At 51.6% G+C, this 25350-nt stretch carries 12 protein-coding genes; 2 read left to right on the top strand and 10 right to left on the bottom strand.

The genetic code is table 11. The features are described 5' to 3' along the window. From IT585_09750 to IT585_09735, 4 genes are all read right to left on the bottom strand, one after another. On the bottom strand, positions 1 to 1567 hold a 1567-nt coding region (locus IT585_09750), incomplete at its 3' end, for a hypothetical protein (protein MCC6963522.1). Between the two features lie 7 nt (positions 1568 to 1574). Next, positions 1575 to 2783: a hypothetical protein gene (locus IT585_09745; GenBank protein MCC6963521.1), complete on the bottom strand. Its 1209-nt coding sequence runs from the start codon at positions 2781 to 2783 to the stop codon at positions 1575 to 1577. 33 nt (positions 2784 to 2816) lie between these two features. Continuing rightward, the gene (locus IT585_09740; GenBank protein MCC6963520.1) at positions 2817 to 4877 is read right to left on the bottom strand and encodes an SBBP repeat-containing protein; all 2061 of its coding nucleotides are present in this window, start codon (positions 4875 to 4877) and stop codon (positions 2817 to 2819) included. Positions 4878 to 5517: 640 nt separating this feature from the next. Beyond that, on the bottom strand, positions 5518 to 5808 hold the full coding sequence (locus IT585_09735) for a helix-turn-helix domain-containing protein (GenBank protein MCC6963519.1): 291 nt from the start codon (positions 5806 to 5808) through the stop codon (positions 5518 to 5520). A gap of 1090 nt (positions 5809 to 6898) precedes the next feature. Here IT585_09735 and IT585_09730 point away from each other — a divergent pair. Together IT585_09730 and IT585_09725 are read left to right on the top strand one after the other, a co-directional pair. Further along, the gene (locus IT585_09730) at positions 6899 to 8650 is read left to right on the top strand and encodes a hypothetical protein (GenBank protein ID MCC6963518.1); all 1752 of its coding nucleotides are present in this window, start codon (positions 6899 to 6901) and stop codon (positions 8648 to 8650) included. Then, positions 8643 to 10325, top strand: a complete 1683-nt coding sequence (locus tag IT585_09725) for a hypothetical protein (protein ID MCC6963517.1) — start codon at positions 8643 to 8645, stop codon at positions 10323 to 10325. Before IT585_09730 ends, IT585_09725 begins: the two co-directional genes overlap by 8 nt. Before the next feature lie 513 nt (positions 10326 to 10838). On the opposite strand, the gene IT585_09720 is transcribed toward IT585_09725, so the two are convergent. The 6 genes from IT585_09720 to IT585_09695 all read right to left on the bottom strand — a co-directional run bounded on the left by IT585_09720 (position 10839) and on the right by IT585_09695 (position 25315). Further along, entirely contained in the window at positions 10839 to 11210 is a 372-nt protein-coding gene (locus tag IT585_09720; GenBank protein MCC6963516.1) for a hypothetical protein, read from the bottom strand. 367 nt (positions 11211 to 11577) lie between these two features. Next, positions 11578 to 12348: a DUF3800 domain-containing protein gene (locus tag IT585_09715; GenBank protein MCC6963515.1), complete on the bottom strand. Its 771-nt coding sequence runs from the start codon at positions 12346 to 12348 to the stop codon at positions 11578 to 11580. A 157-nt stretch (positions 12349 to 12505) separates the two neighbouring features. Beyond that, on the bottom strand, positions 12506 to 16414 hold the full coding sequence (locus tag IT585_09710) for a putative DNA binding domain-containing protein (GenBank protein MCC6963514.1): 3909 nt from the start codon (positions 16412 to 16414) through the stop codon (positions 12506 to 12508). Then, positions 16372 to 19536: a helicase gene (locus tag IT585_09705; GenBank protein ID MCC6963513.1), complete on the bottom strand. Its 3165-nt coding sequence runs from the start codon at positions 19534 to 19536 to the stop codon at positions 16372 to 16374. The genes IT585_09710 and IT585_09705 overlap by 43 nt, the downstream gene beginning before the upstream one ends. Before the next feature lie 126 nt (positions 19537 to 19662). Beyond that, positions 19663 to 23607, bottom strand: coding sequence for a hypothetical protein (locus IT585_09700; GenBank protein ID MCC6963512.1), 3945 nt, complete (start codon positions 23605 to 23607; stop codon positions 19663 to 19665). Between the two features lie 364 nt (positions 23608 to 23971). Further along, positions 23972 to 25315 (bottom strand): VCBS repeat-containing protein, encoded by a 1344-nt coding sequence (locus IT585_09695; GenBank protein MCC6963511.1) that lies wholly within the window; start codon positions 25313 to 25315, stop codon positions 23972 to 23974. Between the last annotated feature and the right edge of the window lie 35 nt (positions 25316 to 25350).

Here is a 25350-nt window from a genome sequence, read left to right as displayed (position 1 = left end):
GTGCCGGGCCACCGGCAAAGATGTAGTTGATCAGGTACACGGCATCGGAAATGGAGACGGCACCGGTGCAGTCGGCGTCACCGGCAAGCAGCGGATTCGGTGCCGGGCCGCCAGCAAAGATGTAGTTGATCAGGTAGACCGCGTCAGAGATGTTGACTGCACCTTCACCAGAAGCATCCCCACATATCGCTCCTCTCTGATACTTGACGGTGACGCATTTCGAACCATAATCACCGTCGCTCAATGAGCCCGTGACGCATGGATTGCCTTGAAGATCTACTGCTACGTCCCATGGTACGTCTATAAATGAGCCAGGCCCGTCCAGATACGCGTGCCAGGCCTCTGTGCCGTCGAAGAAATACTGAATGGTAACTATGTGCTGTTGCGCATCATCTCCTTTGTAGCTACCCGTGACGAATACATCGCCGTAATCATTGGCAACAACTTCCACGGGCCAGTCAGACCCGCTTGAAGCGCTGAAGCGCGCGACCCAGGTTCTGTCTCCGTTGGAAAGGTACTTCATGGTCACAAAATCGTAATCAGTGTTGATGCCTTCTGACGTACCGGATGCGTAGATGTTTCCTTGCTTATCCACGACAACGTGCAAACCGAAATCGATACCGTTGGCCGGACCATCATAAAGACGAGTCCACAAGGTGTCTCCAGCCGGGTTGTATTTCACCAAGACAATGTCATTGTTGGTACTCGACCAGAATATGTATCCTATCACATAGATATTTCCCATACCGTCGATCGCCATTCCCCGACTGTCTGCCCCCCACGATCCGACCGGGCCGGTGTATCGCCGCAGCCAGAGCATGTCGCCCGAAGGGCTATACTTGACCGTCATCGCCGCTCCGCTGGACTCCCCCGAGACCATCACATTACCAGCGGCATCTGTTACCACAGCATAAGCAATGTCCTGGCCCGAAAAAGGTCCATTGACGGTCCTCGACCACATTTCAACTCCGGCCGGACTGTATTTCACGGTGGCGAAATCAAAGTCGTTCGCCGGCGAGTAAGTATACCCGGTCACGCAGATGTTACCTTCACCGTCGAAACAGATATCGTAGGGGCTATCGATGGTGTCAGCATCGCCATTATAAATTCGCTGCCACTGAGTGTTACCGGCAGAATCAAGCTTTGATGTGAGGAAATCGCCGTCGTAGTCAAGTCCCAGGCACTTGGTAACGGCTATGTTGTTCTGGCTGTCCCCTGCGATACGGAATCCGTCTACGGGCGTCGCCCACTTGAGGTTTCCGGCAGAGTCGTACGCGAGCGTTGATGGAAAGCCTGTGACAATCAAATTCCCTGCGTTGTCCACAGTAATTCCGTATCCCGAGGAACTCTCGGAGATCGTCGTGTCAACATACGTTCTCATCCACAGAGTGTCAGCTGTCCTGCCCATGGCGGAACCTGTAACCACCGACATCCAGATCAAAGAAACCAACCATGTTCTCACTTCTCGTACTCCTCCTTCCTTAATCGGCGCATTCTGAGACAAGAAGGCTTTCTCCATCGGGGGCCAGTGAACATCCGGATCCAGCCTGACCGTTTGACGACCCATCGGGTTCTCATCTATGCCCTTCACACGGCACGGGCCCGGCGGCAAAGATGTAATTGATCACATACACGGCATCCGATATCGATATCGTCCCGCTGGAGTCGGCATCACCGGCAGCCAGCGGATCCGGTGCAGGGCCTCCTGCGAAGATGTAATTGATCAGACAAACCGCGTCGGAAATTGAAATGGCGCCAGAGCCGTCGGCGTCGCCGCAAAGAAAATGCACCGGATCGGTGTAGCAGAAGACGCCGTGCCGCGTGGCCATATAGAGGATACTAGCCTTACTATAGCTGATCAGTAGCATGTCATATGTTGGCGTGTCCGGTTGCATCAGGTCGACAACCTCTGACCATGTCTGCCCACCGTTCGAGGATTTGAGAAACATCAAAGGCTCATTCAACTGAGCCGTTGATACGTACAGGTTGTTCGGTCGAAGTGAATCGATTTCGACGCTGTACAAGTAGTAGCCGTTCGTCGCGATGATCTGCCAGTCGTCGCCGCCATTTTCAGTCCTCTGCACTTGACCTTCCATTGAGACGTATGCAAGATCAGAGTTGCTGGGATGAATGGCAATGTCGTGACAGCGGTTATCCCCCGTATAAACGACGTTGATCAGCTCCCAGTTTTCGCCGCGATCAGTCGACTTGAATAGCCAGGGATTGAAAATAGCACCTTCCCCACCCGCCCAAACAATACTCGGATTCCGACGATCGACTTTGGCAAACACTACCACTCCCCACCCGCTCCAATCGCCCCACCTCGGCTGCCAGCTCAACCCGCGATCCGTCGACCTGGCAATCACCGCCAATCCTGTTGCCAGCAGAGTGTCTTTCTGGTTTGGCAATCGGTTGAAAGCGAGAACCGGCTCGACACTGCCGCCACCATAGCCATTTTGAAATGGCAGCCACGATGCGCCACCGTCAACACTGCGATAGATAGTGGCATCACCGCTCGCTGTGCCGGCAAAGATCGTATCGAGATCGAGCACCATCAGCGCACTAATCTCATGATCAGACAGGCCAAGATGCACCCATTGGGGAAGCGGGTCAATTGTCAGTGTCCGGTAGACTCCGCTGTCGGTCGCCGCAAAGAGATAGTCCCCTACCGTTGCTATCGCGCGCACCAGTCGATCATTGAGACCCAGATTCTCCCACTCCGCCAGAGCAGGCGCGCACAGCGCGACAGAAATCAGAAGCCCAGCAACCACTGCCGTTCTCATCGCAATATTCATGCAATTCATCACTCAAAGGCTTCACTTACACGCCGCACAGGGCGCCGGGCCACCGGCGAAGATGTAGTTGATCAGGTACACGGCATCGGAAATGGAGACGGCGCCGGTGCAATCGGCGTCACCGGACAACACAGGGTTTGGTGCCGGACCGCCGGCAAAGATGTAGTTGATCAAGTAGACTGCGTCAGAGATCGAGATCGCACCAGAGCCGTCGGCATCGCCGCAGAGAAATTCAAATTCCGCGAGCTTGGCTACAAAGCCGTCAAAGCCAAAAATCGAGCCCCCGGTGTAGATGGCGTCATAGGCGTTCCTCGTCGGGAAATCATTAGACTCAGTTAATCCACATACATACATGCCAGAATTGTCAATGGCGATATCATAACCCTCATCAATTTCATTCCCGCCCACGAAAGTGCCGAATACGAGTGAACTCCCAGAAGGGAAGAGCTTGGCAACAAACACATCACTCCCGTTGCAGCTTGCATCATATGCGTCTATCACGGGGAAATCTTGCGAGCCAGTTGCTCCCGTCACAAATGCATAGCCGAAGCCATCGACGGCGATGCCGTACCCCAAGTCGTTTGCTGAACCTCCAAGGTACGTCGAGTATAGGAGAGCTGATCCTGATGCTGCCAGTTTCGTCACAAATGCGTCCTCGCTGCCATTGTAGGACTGACAATAAGACTGCAGTGGGAAGTCAAGTGATCGGGTAATGCCGACTAAGTAGGCGCAACCTGAGCCATCAACAGCGATGTCGTACGGCCACTCCCTTCGACTGCCACCAATGTAAGTGCTGTATGAGAGCAAATTCCCGGACAGAGACAATTTTGTCACGAAGACGTCGATGCTATCATTGTAGGTAGCGTCAAATGCATTCTTTGTCGGAAAGTTATTCGAGTAGGTCGCCCCGGTCACGATGGCTACTGATAAAGGCCCGGAGTTGTCCAGTGCAATGGCCTCCCCTCGATCGTCTGAACTGCCGCCTAAGTAGGTGCTGTATGTAAGTGTTCCTCCTGAGGAAGAGAGCTTCGTGACGAAGGCATCTCCGACCCCATCATAGCTGGCATCGTACGCGTTCATTATCGGAAATGTGAGAGATCGTGTCGTTCCCGTAACGTACACCGATCCAGAGACGTCGACGGTGACGCCTGCTCCGGCGTCACTTCCCTCGCCCCCAAGGTAGGTACTGAACTCAAGTGTGTTCCCCGCATTCGATAGTTCCACCACAAAGGCATCATTGACTCCGTTATAGGAAGCGTCGTATCCATTCCTAGTCGGAAAGTTGTCTGAAGTGGTTGCGCCAGTTATGTAAGCACGGGAAGTGATACCTGAACCCGGGTACCCGATGGCGATTCCATAGCCAGCATCCAAGTCGCTGCCACCGAGGTACGTGCTATAAATCAACGAATTGCCCGTAGTAGAGAATTTGGCGACGAATACGTCCTGAGATCCCCCAAGGTACTGGTCGTAACCTCCCGGAGTCGGGAAATCCGTGGACCATGTCCACCCCGTCACATGTGCGCACCCAGAGCAATCGACGGCAATCCCTTCGCACCATTCTTCGCTACCTCCGCCCAAGTAAGTGCTGTATTCAAGCCCGAGGAACTGAGGGGACGCAGGACTGGAATAACTAGAGGACGCGTATTTTCCGCCCAGATTGTTCAGCTGCGCAAAGTCTACCTCCGGATGTACGTTGTTCTCACGCGACGGCTCACGGATGAGGTTCTCCAGGTCGCCCCACGCAGTCTGGAATACAGTAGAGCCAGAAGACTGATTGGTAGTGCTCTCTATGCCCTCGTAAGCGATCTTGACTGATGAAAGATCTTCCTGAGACGCGCAGAGATATTCATAAGAGCATGTGCCATCGCCCGTTCCTTGAAAGCTAAGGACTGTGCCGGAGTAGATATTCTTGTACGCAACGGCCTCGTAATTGGGAACGTCAGTCTTCCACCGCGAAGGATCGCTACCGATAAAGTAGTTGCACTTGTATTCCATCATCCCCTCCCCCATGACTTCGACATCAGGATTGGCTCCGACAAACCTGGCAGTGAGAACAAGCTGCTCAATGCTGTCAGGCTTCATGTAATCACCGCGAAACGGGGAATTCATGCTTTCTGACTGGCCTGCTCCGCCTGCTCTTCGGAAGAACTGATACACCACCCGATCCTTGCAGAACCAAATCGTCGCGCCCCCGGAGCTTGTGCGAAAGAGCACGCGCTCATCCCATTGCCCCATATTCTTCGTAAATGCAACTGGCGTCTGCATTGATGATGGCGATGGCGTAGGTGTAGCTTCTGCGCGAGCTGTCGCCAAGAAAACGCAAATCGCCAGCACGCATGCTGTAAGAGAACCTGATCTCATGAGTCTGCCTCCCGGGGATTTTGGTGGGTTACACCATTAGTATATCCATTATCGAGTTATTTGTCAACGCTCAAGTCGGATTCGACCCGGGAACTCAGTGCATCGGAGTGGCCCGTGGATTCTCACCAATTGAGCGGTCAACTCGCACTCGAAATGATCTCCACCCCGGCCTGACTTCCGCTTCAGTCAGTTCTCGATGACAGCGAGCGGAAACCTTACGGCTGTGCCAAGTCTTGCTTGAAAGTTGTGTCCGCATGGCCCGCGCAACTTCTCTTGCTTTCAGACTCAATCCAGGACAAGTACCGGGAGTCATCTCTGGCTCCCGGCACTGGTAGCATGCTGTTAATTCACTTCGACGACCTCATGCTGCGCGATCGAAGTCTGCTGAATCGATATCGTGTTCAGTGTTTTTGCCCTTCGCTCGACGGTTCTTTCGACCCCGAATTGCCGAGCGTTCAATCCACGCATCAATGGCTTCTCGCCTGAACCTAACTAGACCTCCCAGCTTGATATGTGGAATGTAGCCCGCGTGGGTCCATTGGTAGATGGTTGACAGTTTGACTTGAAGGTACTCCGCAACCTCACTTGCTGTCATTAGTTGATCTTGATGGTTGAATTGTCTTTGATTCTGATCACTTGATCTGGCGCTCATCTGAAAGCAAGATTGCTAATGCCTTGATGGGTTTGTTCGTGACGCCCCTGGATGTTATTCAGATAAGTGACCAATGGGTGCCAGTCTTCGATCAAAACTATGAGGCGCTGAGACCCTTGTTTGGATCGGCAATTGTGAGATTTACGCACTTTTTCCCCGACTAACTGGTTTTGTGAACAAGCAGCTGAATGCGAATTCATCCGACATGTTGTGAACAGTCCTGGTCCTGAACTACTGACCAGATTCCTCAACTCGAGAGCCAATTGCGCACGAGCACAAATCGTGTGAAAGCTCCCGGGTCTTCTCACGGGAGTCAGTCATTAAACCATCATAAACTTAATCTCCTTTCAAAGTAGTCTTGGTTACTTGAGTCGCCTTCATTAATAGAGAAGAGCTGACTATCACATCATCTCCCGATATTCTTAAAATTAGTGCAAACTAACCTCAGCCAAGCAGAGTTGTCGCTAGTACTTGGCTTCGGACGCAATCTAAGGCTCAGCGTCGAAATCACGGGGCCGGGCATCGCATAAATCTCATAAGACATTATATGACATGATCTTAGGTTATGTTTTCTGAGCGCGAAAATTCTGCCAAACCATGCTCGATTGATGGTCAGCATCTTCCACTCAATCGGAATAAGCCTGATAACTTCCGTATTCAGCAGAACAAATAAGTTCAACCATGATCAGGATTCTCCGCAAAAAGCGAGGTGCAAAAAATCAGAAGGGAGGGTGGAAATCCTGTGGAATGCCCAGCATATAGGTGCGAAGACCGCTGTAGAGTCCCCAGTAGCTGGCGGAATTCATGACCTGGGACTGTCCCGCCATAGCACGATGAAGAGGCCGAGAGAATTGCCTCAATCATGAAGCAGCTACCGCCCGAAAAACGCCAAGCGAGCGTCAAGATCGTCGAAGCGAGAACTGCAAAAAAAATATTCCTGAGAAATAACAGAAAATCTGGGAGAAAGAGAAGGGGTATCCCTTTCTTTTTCTATGTGTAACCAGCGCGGCAAAACCAAGATAAGCACTGGCACACGGCAATCCCTCATAATTACTTGAGGGACAAACAGTTGACCCTAACAGGAGCGACAATGAAAAACGCTTCAATCGACCAGAAACTGCTGGCAATTCTGGTGGCCATCCAAAATCTCCTGCCGGACTACATAGAAAAAGTCAGGGAAGAGTACTTCAAGGAGACCAGCTCGGTATTCATTTTACGAGCCATCAAAAAAGCCTATGTCGACGGGGTAACGTTTGATAGCGGGTCCTGCCCCCACTACTTACAGACCCCCGTCGATACCACCTGGCTCTGGGAGTGCGAAAATGAATCCCCCAAGTTGATTGACACCTACATCAAAATCCTCAGGGACTCTTATGTCAGAAGGGAAGCCAAAGAGGCCGCTAGACAGTTTGCGACAATGGCGGACGATAAGAATACCAAGATCGATTACGTCATCTCCCAGCACGCCACAAAACTCCAAGAACTAATGCGCAGCGATTCAAGGTCACGGCCGGTCCCCTTTGGAGAGGCCATGAAAGCCACCATGGAATCCATCAAGAACCACTTTGCGCAACGGATGTCCGGCAAGCTGATCGGGGTGAGTCTGGGAACAACGGAACTGAACAAGATGACCGGCGGGGTCAGACCCGGGGAACTATTTGTCGTAGCGGGAAGACCCGGGATGGGCAAGACTGCTTTCGGCCTGCGCATTATCGAGGACAACTCGATGGCGAAAAATGAGCGGGGGCTGGTCTTCTCGATGGAAATGAGCGCCGAGTCGCTTTACGAGCGCCTGATTTCGTCTCGGGTGGGGATCAGCCTGAACAACCTTCATACCGGATTCGTTGCCAAGGCGGAATTGGAGAGAATGTATGAGCCCGTCTCTTGTCGGGACTGCCACGGGACCAACACCGTCTCAAAGACGACCTATCAAGAGTACCGGGTTGAGAACGCCTGTACCGACTGCGGGTCGACCAACATCATGACCATGTTCGATGCGGTCTTGTCCACCGAGTACCCGATTCACATCGTCGACACCGCCGGCTTATCGGTGCATCAAATCATTTCAATCATCAAAGGTCACAAGCTCCAACATGAGGACCTCAAGTATGTCGTAATCGACTACCTCAACATCATCGGAAGGAACGTCTCCGGATCCAACCTGAACGAAAAGTACGACAACATCTGCACGATGTTGCGGGATGCCGCCAAGAACATCGGGGTGGCGATCGTTCTGTTCGCGCAGTTATCACGGAGCGTTGAAGGGGAAACCGACAAACGCCCCTCACTCCGGCACCTTCGAGACAGCGGCGCCATTGAACAGATTGCGGACACGGTGCTGCTTTTGTTCCGCGAGTCCTACTATGACAAAACCAATACCAACGCGTTGGTCGACCTGGAGATCGACATCGCCAAGCAAAGAAACGGCCCGACGGGGCGGACAATTACAACGATGGATTTGGTAACGCAGAAGATTTACGAGGAGAGGGTGGAGAATATCTTGGCTTCTTCTCCTCGCCGGCGAAAGAAAACTAAATTAACCCGATTAAATCCCCATTACACCTTGGTGTCGAAAAGGGCAGCCGGGAGTTGTCTGAAACCAAGTTGCTATAGAGTAATCACTTACCGTGATCTATATACACGAGAAACGCTGAGGCTCTCTCCGTGTGTGGATCCTGCAGCATATATTTTAAAAGGGAAATGGATGTTCCATTGCTGTTGTCCAGTTATTGAATCGAACGGCACTGAGGCGGGGATCACATCGGCCATCAGTCAAGGCTGCCTTGATCAGGTTTGGCTTAGCTATGCAATTGAGTCAGAAGGGAGAGGTCATTATGAATAAACTGAGCAAGGAATCCAGACAACTGCTTGTCGAACACGGAGTCACTGAGGCGGCATTTGATGACTACTGGAACCTCTTTGTTACTGGAAAACCCAGGAGGGACTTCTTTGAATTGAGAGCCAAGAACTCCTGCGATCGTTCGAGTTGGTTCTTGACTCATAGTCAATTATCCAAGCTCGCGGTGATACAGCATTTGTGCGGCATCAGGACAATTGCGGCTAGGATCGGCTCTATGGTGACCTGCGTGATGTTCGATATTGATGATCACGGCAAGGTCAACGAATCAGTTGAGCAACGGGCTCGGTCGGTGATGAGGGCTATTCCTGGCAATTACCTAGTCTATACTAGCTCTCGATCTGGAGGCCTGCGCCTAGTGCTCTTCCTGGAGCGCCCGTACTTGGCTTCTGACGTCCAGAAGTGCATTGTGAAAAAGCTCAAGGACGCCAAAATACAATTCGGACCTGCCATCATTGAAGTCAGAGTCGCGGTGGCTTCTGATCGGCTACCCTTCGGAGATGGGAGCTTCACTGTTGATCCAATTACATTTGAACCATACTTCACGTTGAGCAAGACCGGGCAAATTCAGTATGCGGTTCGCGTGGCTAAGTGCGATAGACTGGTTCTGCCAGACTGCGCTGAAACCGATTCCTGGATCGAGCGAGGCAAGGAATTTGGAGAGAAGGTTGATCGGTTGCTGCGAGAGGGCTTGTATCCGGAAATCTCGACCTATGATGCCGTGTGGGCGCTGACCTACTACTTCCTCTCCGCAAGAATCTTGAGTCCCTCCGAGACGACTGACTTCTTGATGGAGTGGATCAGGCACAAGCACAACGGATATTCGAACTCGATCAACAGAGGTGACCTTGATCCAAGCGACACGAAGATACGTAACGCAGTCAATGGATGGCGTCCCAAGAATCCAGCGAAGACTCGCAGGATATTCTCGCGCAGAGGGCGTCAAGTGTCGGCTACCGATGTTGATCAGATTTTGCAGCTGTTCTCGAAATATGATGACCAACGACGAGCTTTCGCACTCTTGAGCTATGTAAAGGCTAATGCCATATTGCTTCCGTCGCATCAATGTGCCGAGTGTCTATGCCAGAAAAATCCTGCTCTTTCTGTCTTCAAGTATTGGGCTGAGCTTGCAGATTGCGAGTTTTGGCTTTGTCCAATTCCCTACCACAGATTGACGAGTCTGGATAAGTTCTCGACAAGAAACGTGAAAGCGTTCTTGATGCTTCTCGCTTCGAGTTTTCTCGTGGCCAAATGGCGTCCGGCAAATTGGCTCGAAGAGCAATGCAGTATCTTCTTCATTGCTTTCAAATACACGACAGAAACCACGGAATTCGCGTCACTAGATGAAGCCCTGGGCGCGCGGTTCAGCCGGTCGGAACTCATTGCGAAATACGGCGCGTACAGGGCAAGGCGGATACGGGCCACAAGCACTCAGCCGAGAACTAGCGCAACTACCTCAGATGATCAGCCAGAGGAGACGAAGTCGCCATCGGCTGCATCGGTCGAAGTTGAAGCGGCATCGTCTACGGCCCCGAAAGCATTGGATCACTCGGCGAGAGAATGCCTTGACGCCAAGCCGCAAGAGGCCAAGATCCGGAGAATGCGAAAACGCAAACCACTCTCAGCTTGGAAACAAATCCCGTTGGCGAAGGCAAGTTGATGAGGCGCTGCCGCAGTTGATCATTTCAGGCAAAGCATGCGGAACCAGCAGGTGAGGCAATGGCTTCCTATGAGTACTTAGTGACAGATCAACCTTCGATGCTTCAAATCTTGAACTAGTGTCGGAGCTCGTCATGATCCGGAGTAGTTGTTTCTTGTCGAGAGAACCATCAAAGGATACCGTGCGAGGTTCGGTGTTAATGGGCAGGATATCAGGTCACGGCCCTGCATTTGTGGTAGATACCCGATTAAAGCGAAAGTACGATACGTAGGCTTATATTTGCAGTGCTGGCGGTCAGAGCGACTGCGTTCCAACTAAGACGCCAATTTGGGCAAACCCTCACGTTGTCAGCAGCAGTGCTACTCCATCGTGTGCCTACGTTGCTCAGATCAAGTGCTTTCTTCGATCGCCTCCCGGAGAGTAACCGTACCTACTGCTAAGGTAATGGGGAACAAGGAGGCGGGCGCCTCGCATTCATTTGAGGCTGCTCAGAGTATTAGACGGACGGTCGCATCAGAATCCCCGCCAGCCGATCTCGTTGGCAACGCGCTTGATCTGCTTTACAAAAGAATCGTCTGGCCGAGCCTCGTCGATGCGCTGCTGCTCAGTGGCTGCCCATTTGTAGATCTGCTCGATGCTACCGGCTCCACGCTTAAAGGCTCGAGCCAACAACGCAATGCTTTCGCTGGTGGGCGGGAGACGAAGGATGATCTTGATTTCGGCATCGCTCCAAGGTTTGCCGCGATTGGAAATGTCGTCGATGTGTTCGGCGTCAAACTCCGCGAGCAAGCGTCGGCAGCAAGATAAGCATTCAGGCCAAGTCATCCCGTCGACGCCTTCGGACACAAGTTCTTTAAGACGAGCCCTGAGATCCGACTTCTTCATTTCCAACCTCCCTCATCGGTGCATCACTAGGGGTTTCTTGTTCTTGTTCGCCGTGTGATCCGGCGCGAATTAGCCAATTGGACATGTGAGATTTCTCCTCCTTAAAAGGACTTCCTCGAGCTGCTTCGTTTGAGGCACCCGACGATTGTGGCGAGCCGGATCATCTGAAACGTAACCGATTCGATACCAGCAGCTTATGGCGCTGTTAGACCCGCTACATTCCCGTTTATCCACATCGGGCGTGGAATTCTTGTTGACAAACCGATATAAAAAGAGTATAATATATACGAATCTGAAAGCAGGCTGGTCTTGCCAGTAGGATTCCTCCGGGGACCGTCAGGCCCCCTTTTTTTTCTCCTGAAAGTAATCAAAGCCGAACAATTCCAGTTGGGTCTGTCGCCGACGCGACCTTGCACAGGATCGGATCGAGTCGGTTGAAGTAGTTTTGCCCGGATTTTAGCTTGAAAAATTGACCGGGAGAAACTTTCTGATACAGGAGAAATGCGGCTAAGTCGACGGCTTGAATAAAATACGAATGTCTCGAATCTCGGAAACTCGGATCTTCGATCACGTACTGTAGTGGCAAGTTTCGATAGCCGCGCCCATAATCCTGTGCGTGGGGAACTGGGTTGTAGTTTCTTCTCTTGCGCAACAACTGCATCAATTTCTTGTCATCAGTATGGTCACAGAAAATGAGGCCGCGATCATCGGCGTTGGCAGGCCCTGGAAAGTTGCGCCTGGCAATTGTGTTTTCGAATCGCTGAATCAAAGCTGTCCACGCTGTTTCGAAGACGTCGTATTTTGCAGTCTTGCCCGACTTGTCAATGAGCACATTGATAAGAGAGATGGACGCAATTCGGGCAAGACAGTCGGCGAAATGTCGGATCATCGCCAGCCGGTCGTTTCGCGATATTCGCTTGGCCAGATCGCCCGGCTTAGTGATGAGATGAGCCGCGTGAAATTCTTCTCGCAATTTCAGTCCAAATCTCTGTCTCATCCGAGTTCGAAAAGCGATGAGTTCATCGAGGCATGCCTGCCAACGCAACTCGTGGATCACAAGGCCGGTCAAGACAAAAACTCTTGATGGCGAATTATTCAATCCACAGTCACCGCTTTCGTCGACGTACATGAAATACATGTCAGTTCTCACTCCTTCTGCAATATTAGCACTCCCTTAACTACGAATCAACCGACTACGCCTCCACCTTTTGATTTTTCGTTAACTTCTCATATTGCCTTTGGTCTTCGTCTCCCATATGTCACCTTTTGTTTCACCTATGTCAGTTTGACTATTCTCAGATTCTTGTTCGTCGATCCTGTACCCACTTCGTCAGTGCCGGGCCGTCGAGTTTGCGGGTGAGGTTGCCGTCGCGGATATAAATATCTTTGTCAAAGTGTGTGATGTCAGTGGTGGCTGTGACAGCGACGCGACAGATCATGCCCTCGGGAAACTGTTCGAAGGAGAGGTCGATCTTGTTGTGCGGTTTCGGCTCGAAACGGTCATTGACGAGATTGCGCAGCTTCTGCTCAAAGCCGTCCTTGTCGTGCTTATGGCAAAGCGCAAAATCGCGCTCTAACCCTTTGATCTCGCCGCTGTCGGTTACCCCGATGAGCAAGGTGCCACCGGTCGTATTCAGAAATGCTGCTATCGTCTTCAAGGCAGATTTGACCAACTCGCCGTTTTTCTGGCCGGTCTTGACATCATAGTCCAGGGTCTCTTTGAATTCAAGTTGTGGCCCCTCACCCTGGACGACGAGCTGGAGTATCGGGTGCGACCGCCAGTAGGAAGGCGGCTTGCTCATGACGAGTTCGCAGTGCGCGAGATAGTCGGCGTACTTCTGTTTAACTTCAACGATAGAATTTTGCGCCTCGGCGAGCTTCGGATAACGGCGGCAGTACCAAAGTTCTATTTCGCGAATGTCATCCTGAGTGAATCCGATCACCCGATACAGGATTTCGTTGATCACACTCTGCTCGTCGCTATGAAACGAGTAGTCTCCGTCTTCTCTCTGTTTCGCAATTATCGCATCTGCTAACACCGATAGCTCTTTCTGACTATCGGCAGACGCGAACATGCATACTGGCATTGCCTCCATCGCATCGCCCTCAGCTTGGACTGTGTGACATTGGTAGATTTTGAACAGATACCTGAATTGCAGGCTGCACAAGATGCTCAGCAAGAAGGACTGGTCAATTCTATCAGCAAATAGCCCATCGCTCTTTGAGTCGAAGCACGAGCTACTGCCAATTCTGAAAGTGGGCGCATAAATTCCTGTTCGCGAAAACGTAATCCCCTCGCGAAAGTAGTACTCGGAATTCTGAAATCTCGAAGCGATTCGTTCCTCGTCACCGGGACTAATCTTATCTTCGTCTCCATGCGACCGTTTGATATCCGCAATGGTCGCCGTTCGAAGCCGCTTGACTGCGCTCATTGACCAGTCGATGAAATACTGAGTAGGAACATAGTAATTCGGCAACCAGCCCTCATCGGTATCGCTCTCGCCGCCCTTATCATAGGGCACAAAGTGCCTTCCACCGTAGTTTCTTAGATCGACGCCGTTGAGCTTTTCATCCTGAGTGAGATTCTTAATCTCTGCATCGGTCAGTATCTTGGAGTCGTCGATGATATCATAGCTCCCGCGAGCTTCCGGTCTCCTGCGCAGGTAGTATTTATTATCCGCCGTTGCCAACCCTTGCTTCACTTCTGCTATGTCACCGAGCTTAGTGAATCGCGGATCGCTCATTAGCCGATAAAGCTCGGGCGAACCGATGAAAAATGAAAAGTTGTTGTAAGTGCTAATCAATTCTTGCTCGTAGGTGTAGCGAGCATACTCAGTCGTCTGAACATCCACGCCGTGTCCGGCGATGGCGCGAAGGTTAGCTTCCAGTGTATTCCATTGGTCGCTCGGGAGGTTGCGCAGATCGGCGGCGATCAGCTTGTGCTGGTCACCCGGCTTCTGCTTATTGGCAGTAATGATGCAGGTATTCACCGTGGCATCGAAAATCCAGGATGGCAAGTCCATAAGATGCAATACCTGAGTTTCTTCGAGAAGCTTCTTGCGTAGCGGCCGGTGCGATCTGATTGTCCGCCAGGTGTCGGAAACGATGTAGGTGAAATGGCCACCAGGCTTGAGCAACTGCAAAGCTCGGGCCATGAAAAGACCGTAGCTATCCTTGCTCTGTGGTTCTTCTTGCTTGCCGTCCTTGTCCTTCTTGCGCGGGAAGAAGTTGAAACGGAGTGGATCTTCACACTTGATTCCATAAGGGGGATTTGCCAGGACGATGTCGAATCCTCCCGGCTGGGTCTGGGCAGCCAATTTATCGCCAAGCGGAATTTCACCGTCGACCGTCGCTTCTGGATTGCGAGGCAGGAAAACTTCTGCGAAATCGACACCCCAATCGAAGCTCTCGACTTTCTGGCCCGAGCGCACCCATTTGGCAATTTCCTTGCGCTTTTCCGTGACTTGTTTCTCAAGCTCGGCTTTGCGTTCCGGTTTTGTGGTTCGCGAATGATCAGACTTCAAACGTGCAACTTCCAAAATGATCGACTGAGCGAGATCGTAATTTCCTTGCGGATTCGGTGACACCAGAGAATCGCCCTGTTCGATCTTGAAATCAAGATTTGGCAGCGGCTGAGGTTTCTTGCCTTTGAAGTCGACCGCGAGGGCCAACCACAACCGCAAGCGGGCAATGTTGACGGCGAAATCGTCGAGGTCTACACCGTAAAGGTTGTTTTGAATGATCTTAAGTTTGAGTTCGTAGTCGCCTTCGGGTGTCATCTCCTCGTCGCGAGCCTGGAGTATCTGCTTGAGCGTGTGCAGTTCATTCAACATACCCAACAAGTATGCTCCCGAACCGCACGCCGGATCGACGACCTTGACCTCGGAAAGTCGCCGTAGCAATTCGCGCGCTTGTGGTAATTTGATATTGGCCGCGTCATGTTCATCCACGAGACTTTCGAATCCGCCCAAGTAGCCTTTTAGTGCCTCTCGACACATGAAAGAAACAACCGTTCGAGGAGTATAGTATGACCCGGACTCATGACGGCCGGTGACGAGTTTCTCGAATACCTTACCCAGCATTTCGGGATCGACCGCTACGTTGATGTTGAGCGGCGTCGACTCTTCGACAGTGAAATTGTAGCGATAGAAGAGACCCTGCTCGCCGATGATTGGCTCGAAGGCGGCATCTTTGATGTCAATTACTTTGTTGTCAAGTTCATGCTTGAGGAATAGTCCGCCATTGAGAAAATGCACTTGACCAATCGCGACATCGTCTTGATAGCCTTCCTCAGCCAGAGCCTTGAAAAACAGCGGCTCAATCCGGCTCTTGAAGAACGACTTGTTGCCGATCGGTCCGGCCGCATGCAGTTGCCGCAGGTAGTCTTCCTTGCCGTCAAACTTCAGCCAACCTTTACGCTCCACGAAGCGGAGAAACATTAGGCGGTTGAAGAGCATCTGCGTATACTTGCGACGTTCCTCGTCATTCTTGAGCTGAGATTTGAGGCTGCCCTCTACGAGGGTAAATACTTCCTCATAATCGTCATAGAATCGGCGGGTTACCTTTTCAATGTTGAAGGCATTCGACCATGCCCTGATCCATTCGCCGGCTTTTCCTGGCTCGGCCGGCCACTTGAGTGCAGGCAAATTGAATTCGCATGCTGTTCGGGCTGGGATGTCGTGTCCCCAGCCAAATGTGGCGATAGTGGCAATGCCCTTGCCGGAGGTCGGTTTCTTGAAATGCGCAAAACGAAAATGTTGATACTGATGGGTACAGATAAACAAGATTTGGTCGGGTTGCCACGTTTTCTGATCGGCGCGTTTGTCGCGACTACCGACCAGTCCACGCAGAACTTCTCTGAGAATTCGCGTTGTTCCGCGTTCCTTGGTAAAGACATCTGCTCGTTTGAATTCGAGCACGAAGATGCCCCAAGTCTGGTCATCGACGAGCGGCTGAATTTGGAAGATCTTGCCCTCAGTAAGATGCTTGCTCAATCCCTTCGCCTTTAGTTCGTCCTCTGTCCACTCGAACGCGATGTCGTCAAGTTGTGTGACTTCCTGCTCAATCGGCCAGCCTAATTGATTGCGGAGGAGCACATCAACGAAGGTCTTCAGGTCGACAACGTCATGGAGGGCTGCTTCGATATTCTTGTGCATTGTCATCAACTGAGCTCCATCCAACACTTGAGCACCGGCTTCACCCACGCCGGCGCTTGCACCTGCTTCAGATAGCTGTTTTTGATGTGCTTTTCCACCTTGACGCGAATCTCGCTAAGCGTGGCATCTTCAATCACCCGCCGCCGCGTCGTGGTCGGTTCCGAACGGATCACTGTAACGATCTCGGCGGGCTCGTCCACGATTATCTCACTTTCGAGGTCGAAGAGATACCACTTGGTGCGGCCAGCGTCTTCCGCCCAGATGACTTCGCTGCTCGGGTTCTGGGGATCGGTCGGTCGCGGCGCCGGCAGGGCGTAGCAGAGGAACACCGCCCGCGCGCCCGCTGTGGGATGTTGTTTGCCGGAGAACACCCGTCCGGGCAGGAGGTTCAAGCGCTCTTCCAGGCCGGGGTTATCTCTCAACAAACGCTGATACTCAAGATGCATTTCCTCGATTGTTGTGGTCGTGCCTTCGTAAGCGTGGGTGAAGTCCTTCAGGGCCTCATAGTCGTCTTCCGGCTTGAGCAGTTTCCGCCCCTCAATGCCAAAGACCTTTGAAATGCGCAGCGTTTTGTGCGACACCTTCGAATAGAGCTTGAGCAGGTCGTCCAGTTCATCGGGCGGGAGGAAGTTCCAATAGTGGATCTTTCCGCGAGAAGCGGCGCGTTCCGGGTGATCGGCTATGATGCGCTTCTCGACGGCGGGATCCATGCGCCGATCGACACGGCCGATTCGCTGCATCAGGCGTACCGGATTCCAGTGCAAATCATAGTTGATCATCAGAGTGGCGTCTTGCAGGTTGAGTCCCTCCGACAAGACGTCGGTTGAAATCAGGATCTGAATCTCTTCCAATCCGGCCTGTATTAGCCCGGCTGATGATGAGTCGTTGTAGTAAGGCGCAAACCGCGTGATAATCTCCCCCCGGTCACGATCATCAGAGCTGTCAACCTCATCCACGTCCACAAAGCCTGATTTGGTCAACTCCGAATGAAGATAGCGCGCGGTATGCATGTATTCTGAGAAAATGAGCACCTTTTGGCCCTTCAACAGCGGTTCGTTCTTCAGAAGCTTCTTCAGTGCCGCGAGCTTGTCATCATGCGTTGCGCGGAATCTCTGTGTCTCCTCCAAGAACTCGCAAATCTGATCGAGATCAAGGTAGTTGTCCGCCAACAGATCGCTGATGCGATACTCGTCGCGCTCGAGTTTCTCCACGCCTTCGAGCATCTCCTCGGTAATGAAATCCTCGTCATCATCAGCGTCGCTCCGATAATCTCTCAGCGACTCCTGTGCGTAGTCAATCAGCTCTTGATGTAATGCGCACCACTTCTCCAAGCGCGCCCGTTCGGACTTTGTTGCACTATTGACCTCCTGGAAGGCAAGGATCTTCCGGAGAAGGAAAATGCAGGAAACCTCAAATGCCTTGACCGAGCTCTCAAATCGCTTCAGGAATTGTGTGCGAATCAGTGACACCACTTGCTTTTGGCGGCCCTCAAGCAGCGGGTCAATGTCGGTTCGTGGCCCGCTGTAGTAGTATAGCGGATAGTAGCTACCGAGGGTGAATAACGCCTTCTCTTTCGAGAACGCCGCCTCAACTAAATCGAGCAGCCGGCCGTAAGTCTTCTTGACGGAGTAACCGACTACTTGAGGCGTCGCTCGCACCGGGAACATCGCCGCCGACTCGCCGTGCTGCTCTTGGCTCTTGCGCACGTAGGCGCGACTGCGTTGCACTACCAAGGCTCGAAACAGGGTGTCATCCTTCAAGATGGCTTCGGCCTCGGTCAGGCTCACCTCACTGCTGTCAAGTGTACCCCGCTTCAGATCGAGCAATCTTTCCAGCGCGTTCTCCATCTTGCGAAAATGGCCCCGAAGGGAATGAATCCCTAACGGCGCGTCCTTGAAGAAATCTACCTGCGGTTTGCCGTCCGGGCGTCTCGGGACGAAGAGCTCGATCATGTGCTGAAGGTCTATGAGCTTGTTGTTAATGGGAGTCGCCGTCAGCAGGTAGACCTGCTTGCCCTCACATAGCTCCAGCATCTTGCGATAGCGCGACGGCTTGCGTTCGCCTTCGCCCTTGATTCCGGGATTACGGAAGTGGTGTGCTTCGTCGATGACAATGGCATCCGCCTGTTCAGCAATTCGCCGGAAACGCTCAACCCAATCGCCTTCGCGAGACAGGTCAGTGTGATTGAACGCGACCAAGTTGGAGAAATCACCGTAGAGTTGCGGAAGGTGCTTGCGCAGGTGCTTCTCCCAGACGGGCTTCCGCGCCGCTTTCGGGACAAAGAGCGCAACCCGCTTGCGTTCAAACATCGTCAAACGCTCGATGGCCATCAAACCAATGAAGGTCTTCCCAAGCCCGACGCCGTCGCAAAGAAATGCGCCGCCGTATTGCTGGGCGATCTTCATCAGCGCTCTGTAGCCTTCTTGCTGGTAACGATCGAGTTTGGCATACATTTGGGAGCCGCCATGCTTCGGACCCGAGAGCTCCCACTCGCTCACCGTCAACTCATGGCCCCTGAAGAACTCCTGCAGGGCCTTGGCATAAACTTCAAATGGCGTGTAGTCACGAACGTGCCGCTCGATAACTTTTAGCACCTCGTCGGAGATCTCCTCGGCTTGATTCCAGTGAGTCTCAAACCACGTTTGAAGCTCTTCGACTTCCCGCCTAATTTGAATATTCAATTCGACGTTTGTCGTTAGTCCGGGATACGTGAAGTTGCTTGAACCCACCAACGCGGCTGCACCAATCACTGCCTGCTTGGCATGAGTTATGTACGCCTTGGCGTGAAACTTGTCCTTGGTATAGATTCTGACCTTGATCTTGCCGTCGGAAATCGCGTCAACTATAGCGGGAACGCCCCGAAGGAAATCGTTCCCTTCCTTCTCTTTTTCGAGGCTTATGTCGAGGACTTTCTTTGCCCTTTCAACACCCTCAAGTAGCGCCTTTCTTGTTCGCAGCGAAACCTGGTCACCAGTGAGAATTCGCAGTTGCTCGAGCTTCTGCCATTGCCCGTCGAGCGCCAGGAGCGCCCCTATTTCGAAGTAACCTGTGGCGATGTCAAACTTGGTGGCGAGATCTGCCCACTCGTGAAGGTACTGCTTAACCTTCCAGTCGGCGTCGCTGTTGTCGACGATGAAAAGGTCTCCGCCTTTGCTTCTCAAGTCACCCATTCGTGTCCGTCAATCCTATGATCTGCGAGTCATTCCTAATTTCAGCAATTGTTGACTCAAAGTCAATATGGTGATAATCGCCGCTGTCGAGAAGAGATGTCGCGAGCGAAGCCGCAATCATTGTAGCTACGCGTCTACGCTGGCTCTCTTCTGAAAACTGGAAATAGCATCGAGAATGCTGTTGAGCAGCTCATTTGTGCTCCAACCGCAGTCAAATGCATTGTTTATGATCTCATTGAGCTGCGTGCACTGTGAGGGCAAGAGGGTTTTCCTTCCCAAGTCTCCGAACAGCAATTGTCCGACCACCTCCTCATATCTTTTGTCAGCCCTTTCGTTCAATTCCTCAGCGTAATTCTCATCATCGTCGCAAAGCCGATCGAGGTAGAAATCACCACTGTCAGGCAGATCAATGCTGAAGACATTTGCATAGACTGGCTTCCCTCGTACTGTCTTGAACACCTTCAGGTCCCGTACGCAGGCATTATATAGCGCATCTTTGATAGGCTGAAGCCTGTGATCCTTTGGTTTGACATAGTTCTGATAGATAAAGGCACGCGATTGGAGGCAATAGTCAACCCGCTCGACAAATAGCTTCATCAGCTCATCATGATATCGACCATGCAGAAGCTCACTTACTTTGTTGAAGAAAGTTGAATTGTAATACGTCGGCTTCGTACCCTCTTCTTCTTTGATTCCAACACACTTCCAGTATGCGGCCATAGCAGTCTTGGCAAGCGCCTCAGGCACGTTCTCCGCTCTCACTATTCCGAGGAAGAACTCCAGCGCTATCAGAAAGTGTTTAGGATCTTCGATGGCTCCGATCCACTCCATAATCCGCGAGTCAAGCTCATCGATTCCGGTTGGAATATGCTTCCGAAGCCAGGGCACGACAGTCTTTAAGAATTCAGGTGGAAGCGGAGGTAGCAATTCCTCGTCGTCATCTCCGTCCAGGATCCAGGTGTATTCGCCGGACTCCAACATCTTGTCAACAAAGGTTCTGTAGTCGGAGTAAAGAACGTTTAGCAGAGCATCGTTCCTGATAATTAGCTGCTGCAGTTCTTCTGGCAACTGACTCGCAATGAGTAACCGCATTCCAGTGGCAAACCGAGAACGAGTGAGAAAGGAAGTCAGTAGATCGATGTCAACAGGGTCATCGGGATTCAATTGACATAAAGCAGCAGCCATAAGCGCCAACTTCGTTTTCTCATCAGGAAGTTCAGCCTCGTCAGACATTTCCCCAGAGCGCATGGCCTCTGCGGTTGGAGAATCCTTCGCAAAGCGATTCAGAAAGTCTCGAAGAAGCTCCACGTACTCGTCGTCTCGACTAAAGAGCTTACCGAGATTCTCTACCGTCAGGACGATTTCGTCGACATTTATTGTCATTTTCCACTCGGTAGCCGTTGGATTCCAGGCGGAATCGATCGATGCTTGTTCCAGAAACTCCTTCAGTTCATGAGATGGAGAAGCAAGTATGGAGTTCCAAAGTTCTCGACCCAGATCCAGAGGAGAGATTCCCTCGCTTCCAATATCGTCGAGTAGTTTGCCCGTGATAATCTCTTTGAGGCCACAGTCGAGAAGAACGATCAGAGCACCATGCTCCCTCCAAAATGCGAGCCTCATGCTCCACGAGCGCGCCAAGAGTGGAGCCCTGCTCGCGAGCATTAGTAGCATTTGATAGTGCCATAGCGGCACTTCGGAAGTGGCTCCGTAATCACGGTGCTCGAAGCGCGTTAGTGTTCTCCAGACTGGGAAAAGACGAGTCAATCTGAGTAGGAGAACACGCAAGGCGAGACTCCGCTCTTCTAGCACAACTTCTCTGAGGTAACTGCTTAAGAGGAGGAGGAGCATTGCGCTGTCACCATTACAGTCAGGGTATTCATCAAAGTAGCTGTACCAGGAGCTATCTTCGTCAGGCCATTTCTTTCCCCCAAGAAGAAACTTGACGCGTTCGCGGAATTGGCTCTTGCAGTGCACAACTTCACTCAGGATCTCTAATCGACTGGTGATCTTCAGGTGCCTGAGATAGTAATAGAAAAAGTAGGGTTCCGGCCTGTTAAACCTGTCCTCTCTGATCATCGGCAGGAAATGATTGACTATGCGATCGTGGGCTCTTCGAATCTCGGGGGCATTTGTCTTCTCGAGAAAATCTTCGAACGATTTATGAAACACACGAATACCTTCTGTTTCATGACTTCCCTCGGATTGCGGGTAACCTGACGGTCGGTCGCTCGGAATGATCAGCAGTTCTCGAAGCAAATCCAGAGTACGGCGCAGCTTCTCTATCCCAATGCCAGAGTATCTGGCCAGCATCTCCACAGTTGGCCGCACTTGAAGGGCAATCATTAGTGCCAGAGCCCTTAATCCCGTTTCTTCCCAGACCAAGCCGTGATATGAAAATCTCTCTGGCATTCGAAATCGCATGATGCGGTCATAATACGACTCGAGGTCGCCCGGGAGGCTCGACAATTCTCCCCTTGCAAGCCGGTCGTGAAGCACGTCATCAATCGTGGCCGAGAGATACAGAAATACGCAGCCCGTTCGGCTTATCAACTCTGCTATTTCCTCTTCGGTCCATGAGGGAAGACGTGTCTCTGCATAGAACTGCAGATCTTGCAGATTGCGTGCGTCATCTTCAAGCCTTAGTTTCACCAGTGGACCAGCTATTCGGTCGAGTTCGCGAATCTCGCGACTCGCGAGCACCAATCCTACATTTTCAATGGTTCGCAGGGCATTGATCGAATCGACAAATGTAGCGATGTCCTCTTGCTGCAATTCGTCAATACCGTCTACAAAGAAGACGATTGGCGATTTCGCGCGATCCGGATCCTCGTCTCTAATTCGTTGGATGAGCCACATGAGCTTGTTCACATCGTCATTCGGTAGTGGCTCGAAACTCTTACGTCCAAACCGAAGGCTAATGCCGGTCTTCGCTTCCAAGTCGTCCGTTACGTGCTTCATCCATTGCGTCAATCGATTTCTGTGGTGCTCTCCGTCCCTGAAGAAGAAGTAGCTATAGTCTCCCCGGGAAATCTGAGGATCGTCCGCGACAGTCCGCTTCATGTGTTGAACCATGAATGACGACTTGCCGGTCCCTGGTTTGCCAAGGATCAAGAATGTTTGGCCGCCTGCAAGATCATTGACGAAGTCGTTAACATCCTTGAATAACCACGTTCGCCCAGAGAAATCTCTGATCCTTTCCCTTAAATCACTGAAGTCGTCTAGGTAGTTCCTTCCAGGTCCAATTTGCAAATTACCAAATAGATCGTTCAAACTCTTAAACAGAGATTCATCTGACCTACTTATTACGGAGAAGCGCTCGCTTGCAAAGGCGTCGAAGTAATCCAATTTGACTTGCTCTCTTCCAGCACTTTCGATCCTTGCCAGATTGTAGACTCTAACCAGACTGCCTTTGCGCCTTACAACAAGTAACGGCCAGGCGTTTGCTACTATCCCACCGTTTCTCGTGATCAGCACTTTCTCTTCGTCAAAGGTCGACTCGTACTCGACCTCATGACTGCCGGTTAGCTTAGTCTGCCTGCCATCTTTGCACGGAAGCACTAGTTCATGTTCAGTGAAGATCTCTTGCCTTGCAAGCACACGGACAATCGGATCGAGGAATTTATCAAGGAGTTCGACTGCAAAGGGTTCATCAATAATCGAGTGATGTGCAGCTGGCTTGTATGCCCTGTTTAGAGCTTCGAGGACATTTAGCAGTTCAGCCGACCCAGAGCGACGAAACAGCTTGCATAAGTCAGTAGATCCTGAACCATTCGTGAGTTGTTGCAGGTGGTCAATCTTTTCCCCGAACATCGTTCGCTTAAGGTAAATGTTCTTGATGGAGTTCCGTTGGATATCTGTTAACTTGCGCGTGCTCCTAAGAATTTCGACGTCAAGAAGAATACAACAGTAAGTAAGCGTCTTCTCACAGAGACTATGAAGACTCGTCAACGCCTGTGCAAGTCTCCCGGCATCGAGCGCTTCCAGCAACGTCTGGTACGCCAGCGCCAGAGGCTGCGGATACCTCGTAAGGATTGCCCCAGACTTCTGATGCTTTGGTCGCCAGTTTGTCATTATCTATCCCTCCAACTTCTGGATGTAAGTCTAAGAACTTCTGAAGGTCGCAGGACTTGCCGGTCGTGAGCCAGTTAAATGCAGACAAAACTTGCTCTTGCTGCTGGTACAATACACTGACTAGAAACTGCTTTCTGCTGCAGCGATCTTGTTGAGTTGTGCAGCAGTAGCGAATGCAGCAGAATAGACGATCACTGAAACAAATAGAATGCATGTTCTCACGCACAACGACAAGTTAGGCTGGTACCAATCAGCGCAATGTCAGGGACTCACTTAGATCGACTCGAGTCACAAGAATGCGAATAAAGATCGGTTTCCAATTGCCCATTAGTGAACGCTCTCAGCGTTCGAAATCTCATGGATGTCACGGCTCACAGGGCGCCGGCCCACCGCCGAAAATATAATTGATCAAATAGATCCCATCTGAAATCGAGATCGCTCCGCTGCAATCAGGATCGCCCGACGTGATCGGCGCTGGAACTGGACCACCGGCGAATATGTAATTGACTAGGTACACGGCGTCTGAGATGGCGATGCTTCCATCTCCATCCGCATCTCCCCGTATCCAATCAAGTGAATTCACCAAGAACGTTAAGCCACTGAAGTCCCAACCCCAGTGTACCATGATCACATCATTATCAGAGTCATTATCGATGTCTGCGCTATATGCACCTACAGTGCGTTCGATGAGGTTTGGAATCTCGAAGTTCAGGCAGAAGGAACCAGTCCCGTCGTTGATGAGAACGGTTGCCTGGTAAGTTCCTGATCCGTCGTGTGACATCACCAAATCAAGGTCATTATCCTCGTCTAAATCGGTAGCACAAATGCAGCCTACCCCGTCGCCGATTGGGTAGTTGTCGATTTCGGTAAGCTGCCCCAAGTCATTCGCATATGTGAGAAGCGTGCCGCCATCCAGACCCGAAGATACCAGTACGTCTGGGTCGGAATCGCCGTCAATATCGGCAATCGCAAGCCCTCCGGCCCCTTGGGGAACATTGATTGGTGTTCCAAGCGTAAAACTCCCGCTTCCGTCATTTAGCAGTTGCTGGATGCCTAGGTCTCCGCAGGTGATGATAAGATCAGTGTCCAGGTCCATATCGATATCTGCGGCTTGAATCGACCAGGGCCTGAAGCCGATCGGAATCTCTGGTCGACCCTGGAACGTTGCATCACCCAGATTCTTGAAAATGGACACCGACTGCCCGAACCCGTTCAATACGGCAATATCAACTAACGAATCGCGATCGAAGTCGCCCAGTGTTAGCGTCCCTGGGAAGTTACCTGTACCATAAGTCTGAACTACGGCAAAGTTCGCCATACCATCGTTTCTGACAATATTAATGCTGTTCGAATTCGTGTTGGTCGCGACCAGGTCATCGTCACCATCATTGTCGACGTCTACGGCAGCAATGCCCATGGGATGATCTTGAACTCCAATGAATCTTGGGGCAGCAAACGTAAGTCCGTCCAAATTCAGAAGTACAATCACTTGATTCGAGAACTCCGATGCAATTCCAATGTCGATGAGGCCGTTCTTGTCGAAGTCCGAAAACGATATCTGCCTAAGTCGCGTACCCAATGGCATTGAGAAGTCCCCTTCATGCAACAACGTGTCGCACGTCTCGACTGAGCTATGCCCTACCGCGAATAGAGCGCTAGTCGTCATAATTGAGAGTAGAAGCCACAAGAAGACAGACAGAATGCGCATCGTAAACTCCATCCTTTTCGTTCCTGAGTCGGCTG

It is taken from the genome of Candidatus Zixiibacteriota bacterium (genome assembly GCA_020853795.1).
Taxonomy (GTDB): Bacteria; Zixibacteria; MSB-5A5; order CAIYYT01; family CAIYYT01; genus JADJGC01.
This window is presented reverse-complemented; position numbering and strand designations above follow the sequence as displayed.

Bases quoted from the DNA above. Each gene is read 5' to 3' on its own strand.
- IT585_09715 (MCC6963515.1), bottom strand. From the start codon at position 12,348: ATGTATTTCATGTACGTCGACGAAAGCGGTGACTGTGGATTGAATAAT.
- IT585_09730 (MCC6963518.1), top strand. From the start codon at position 6,899: ATGAAAAACGCTTCAATCGACCAGAAACTGCTGGCAATTCTGGTGGCC.
- IT585_09725 (MCC6963517.1), top strand. From the start codon at position 8,643: ATGAATAAACTGAGCAAGGAATCCAGACAACTGCTTGTCGAACACGGA.
- IT585_09700 (MCC6963512.1), bottom strand. From the start codon at position 23,607: ATGACAAACTGGCGACCAAAGCATCAGAAGTCTGGGGCAATCCTTACG.
- IT585_09745 (MCC6963521.1), bottom strand. From the start codon at position 2,783: ATGAGAACGGCAGTGGTTGCTGGGCTTCTGATTTCTGTCGCGCTGTGC.
- IT585_09735 (MCC6963519.1), bottom strand. From the start codon at position 5,808: ATGAGCGCCAGATCAAGTGATCAGAATCAAAGACAATTCAACCATCAA.
- IT585_09720 (MCC6963516.1), bottom strand. From the start codon at position 11,210: ATGAAGAAGTCGGATCTCAGGGCTCGTCTTAAAGAACTTGTGTCCGAA.
- IT585_09705 (MCC6963513.1), bottom strand. From the start codon at position 19,536: ATGGGTGACTTGAGAAGCAAAGGCGGAGACCTTTTCATCGTCGACAAC.
- IT585_09740 (MCC6963520.1), bottom strand. From the start codon at position 4,877: ATGAAGCCTGACAGCATTGAGCAGCTTGTTCTCACTGCCAGGTTTGTC.
- IT585_09695 (MCC6963511.1), bottom strand. From the start codon at position 25,315: ATGCGCATTCTGTCTGTCTTCTTGTGGCTTCTACTCTCAATTATGACG.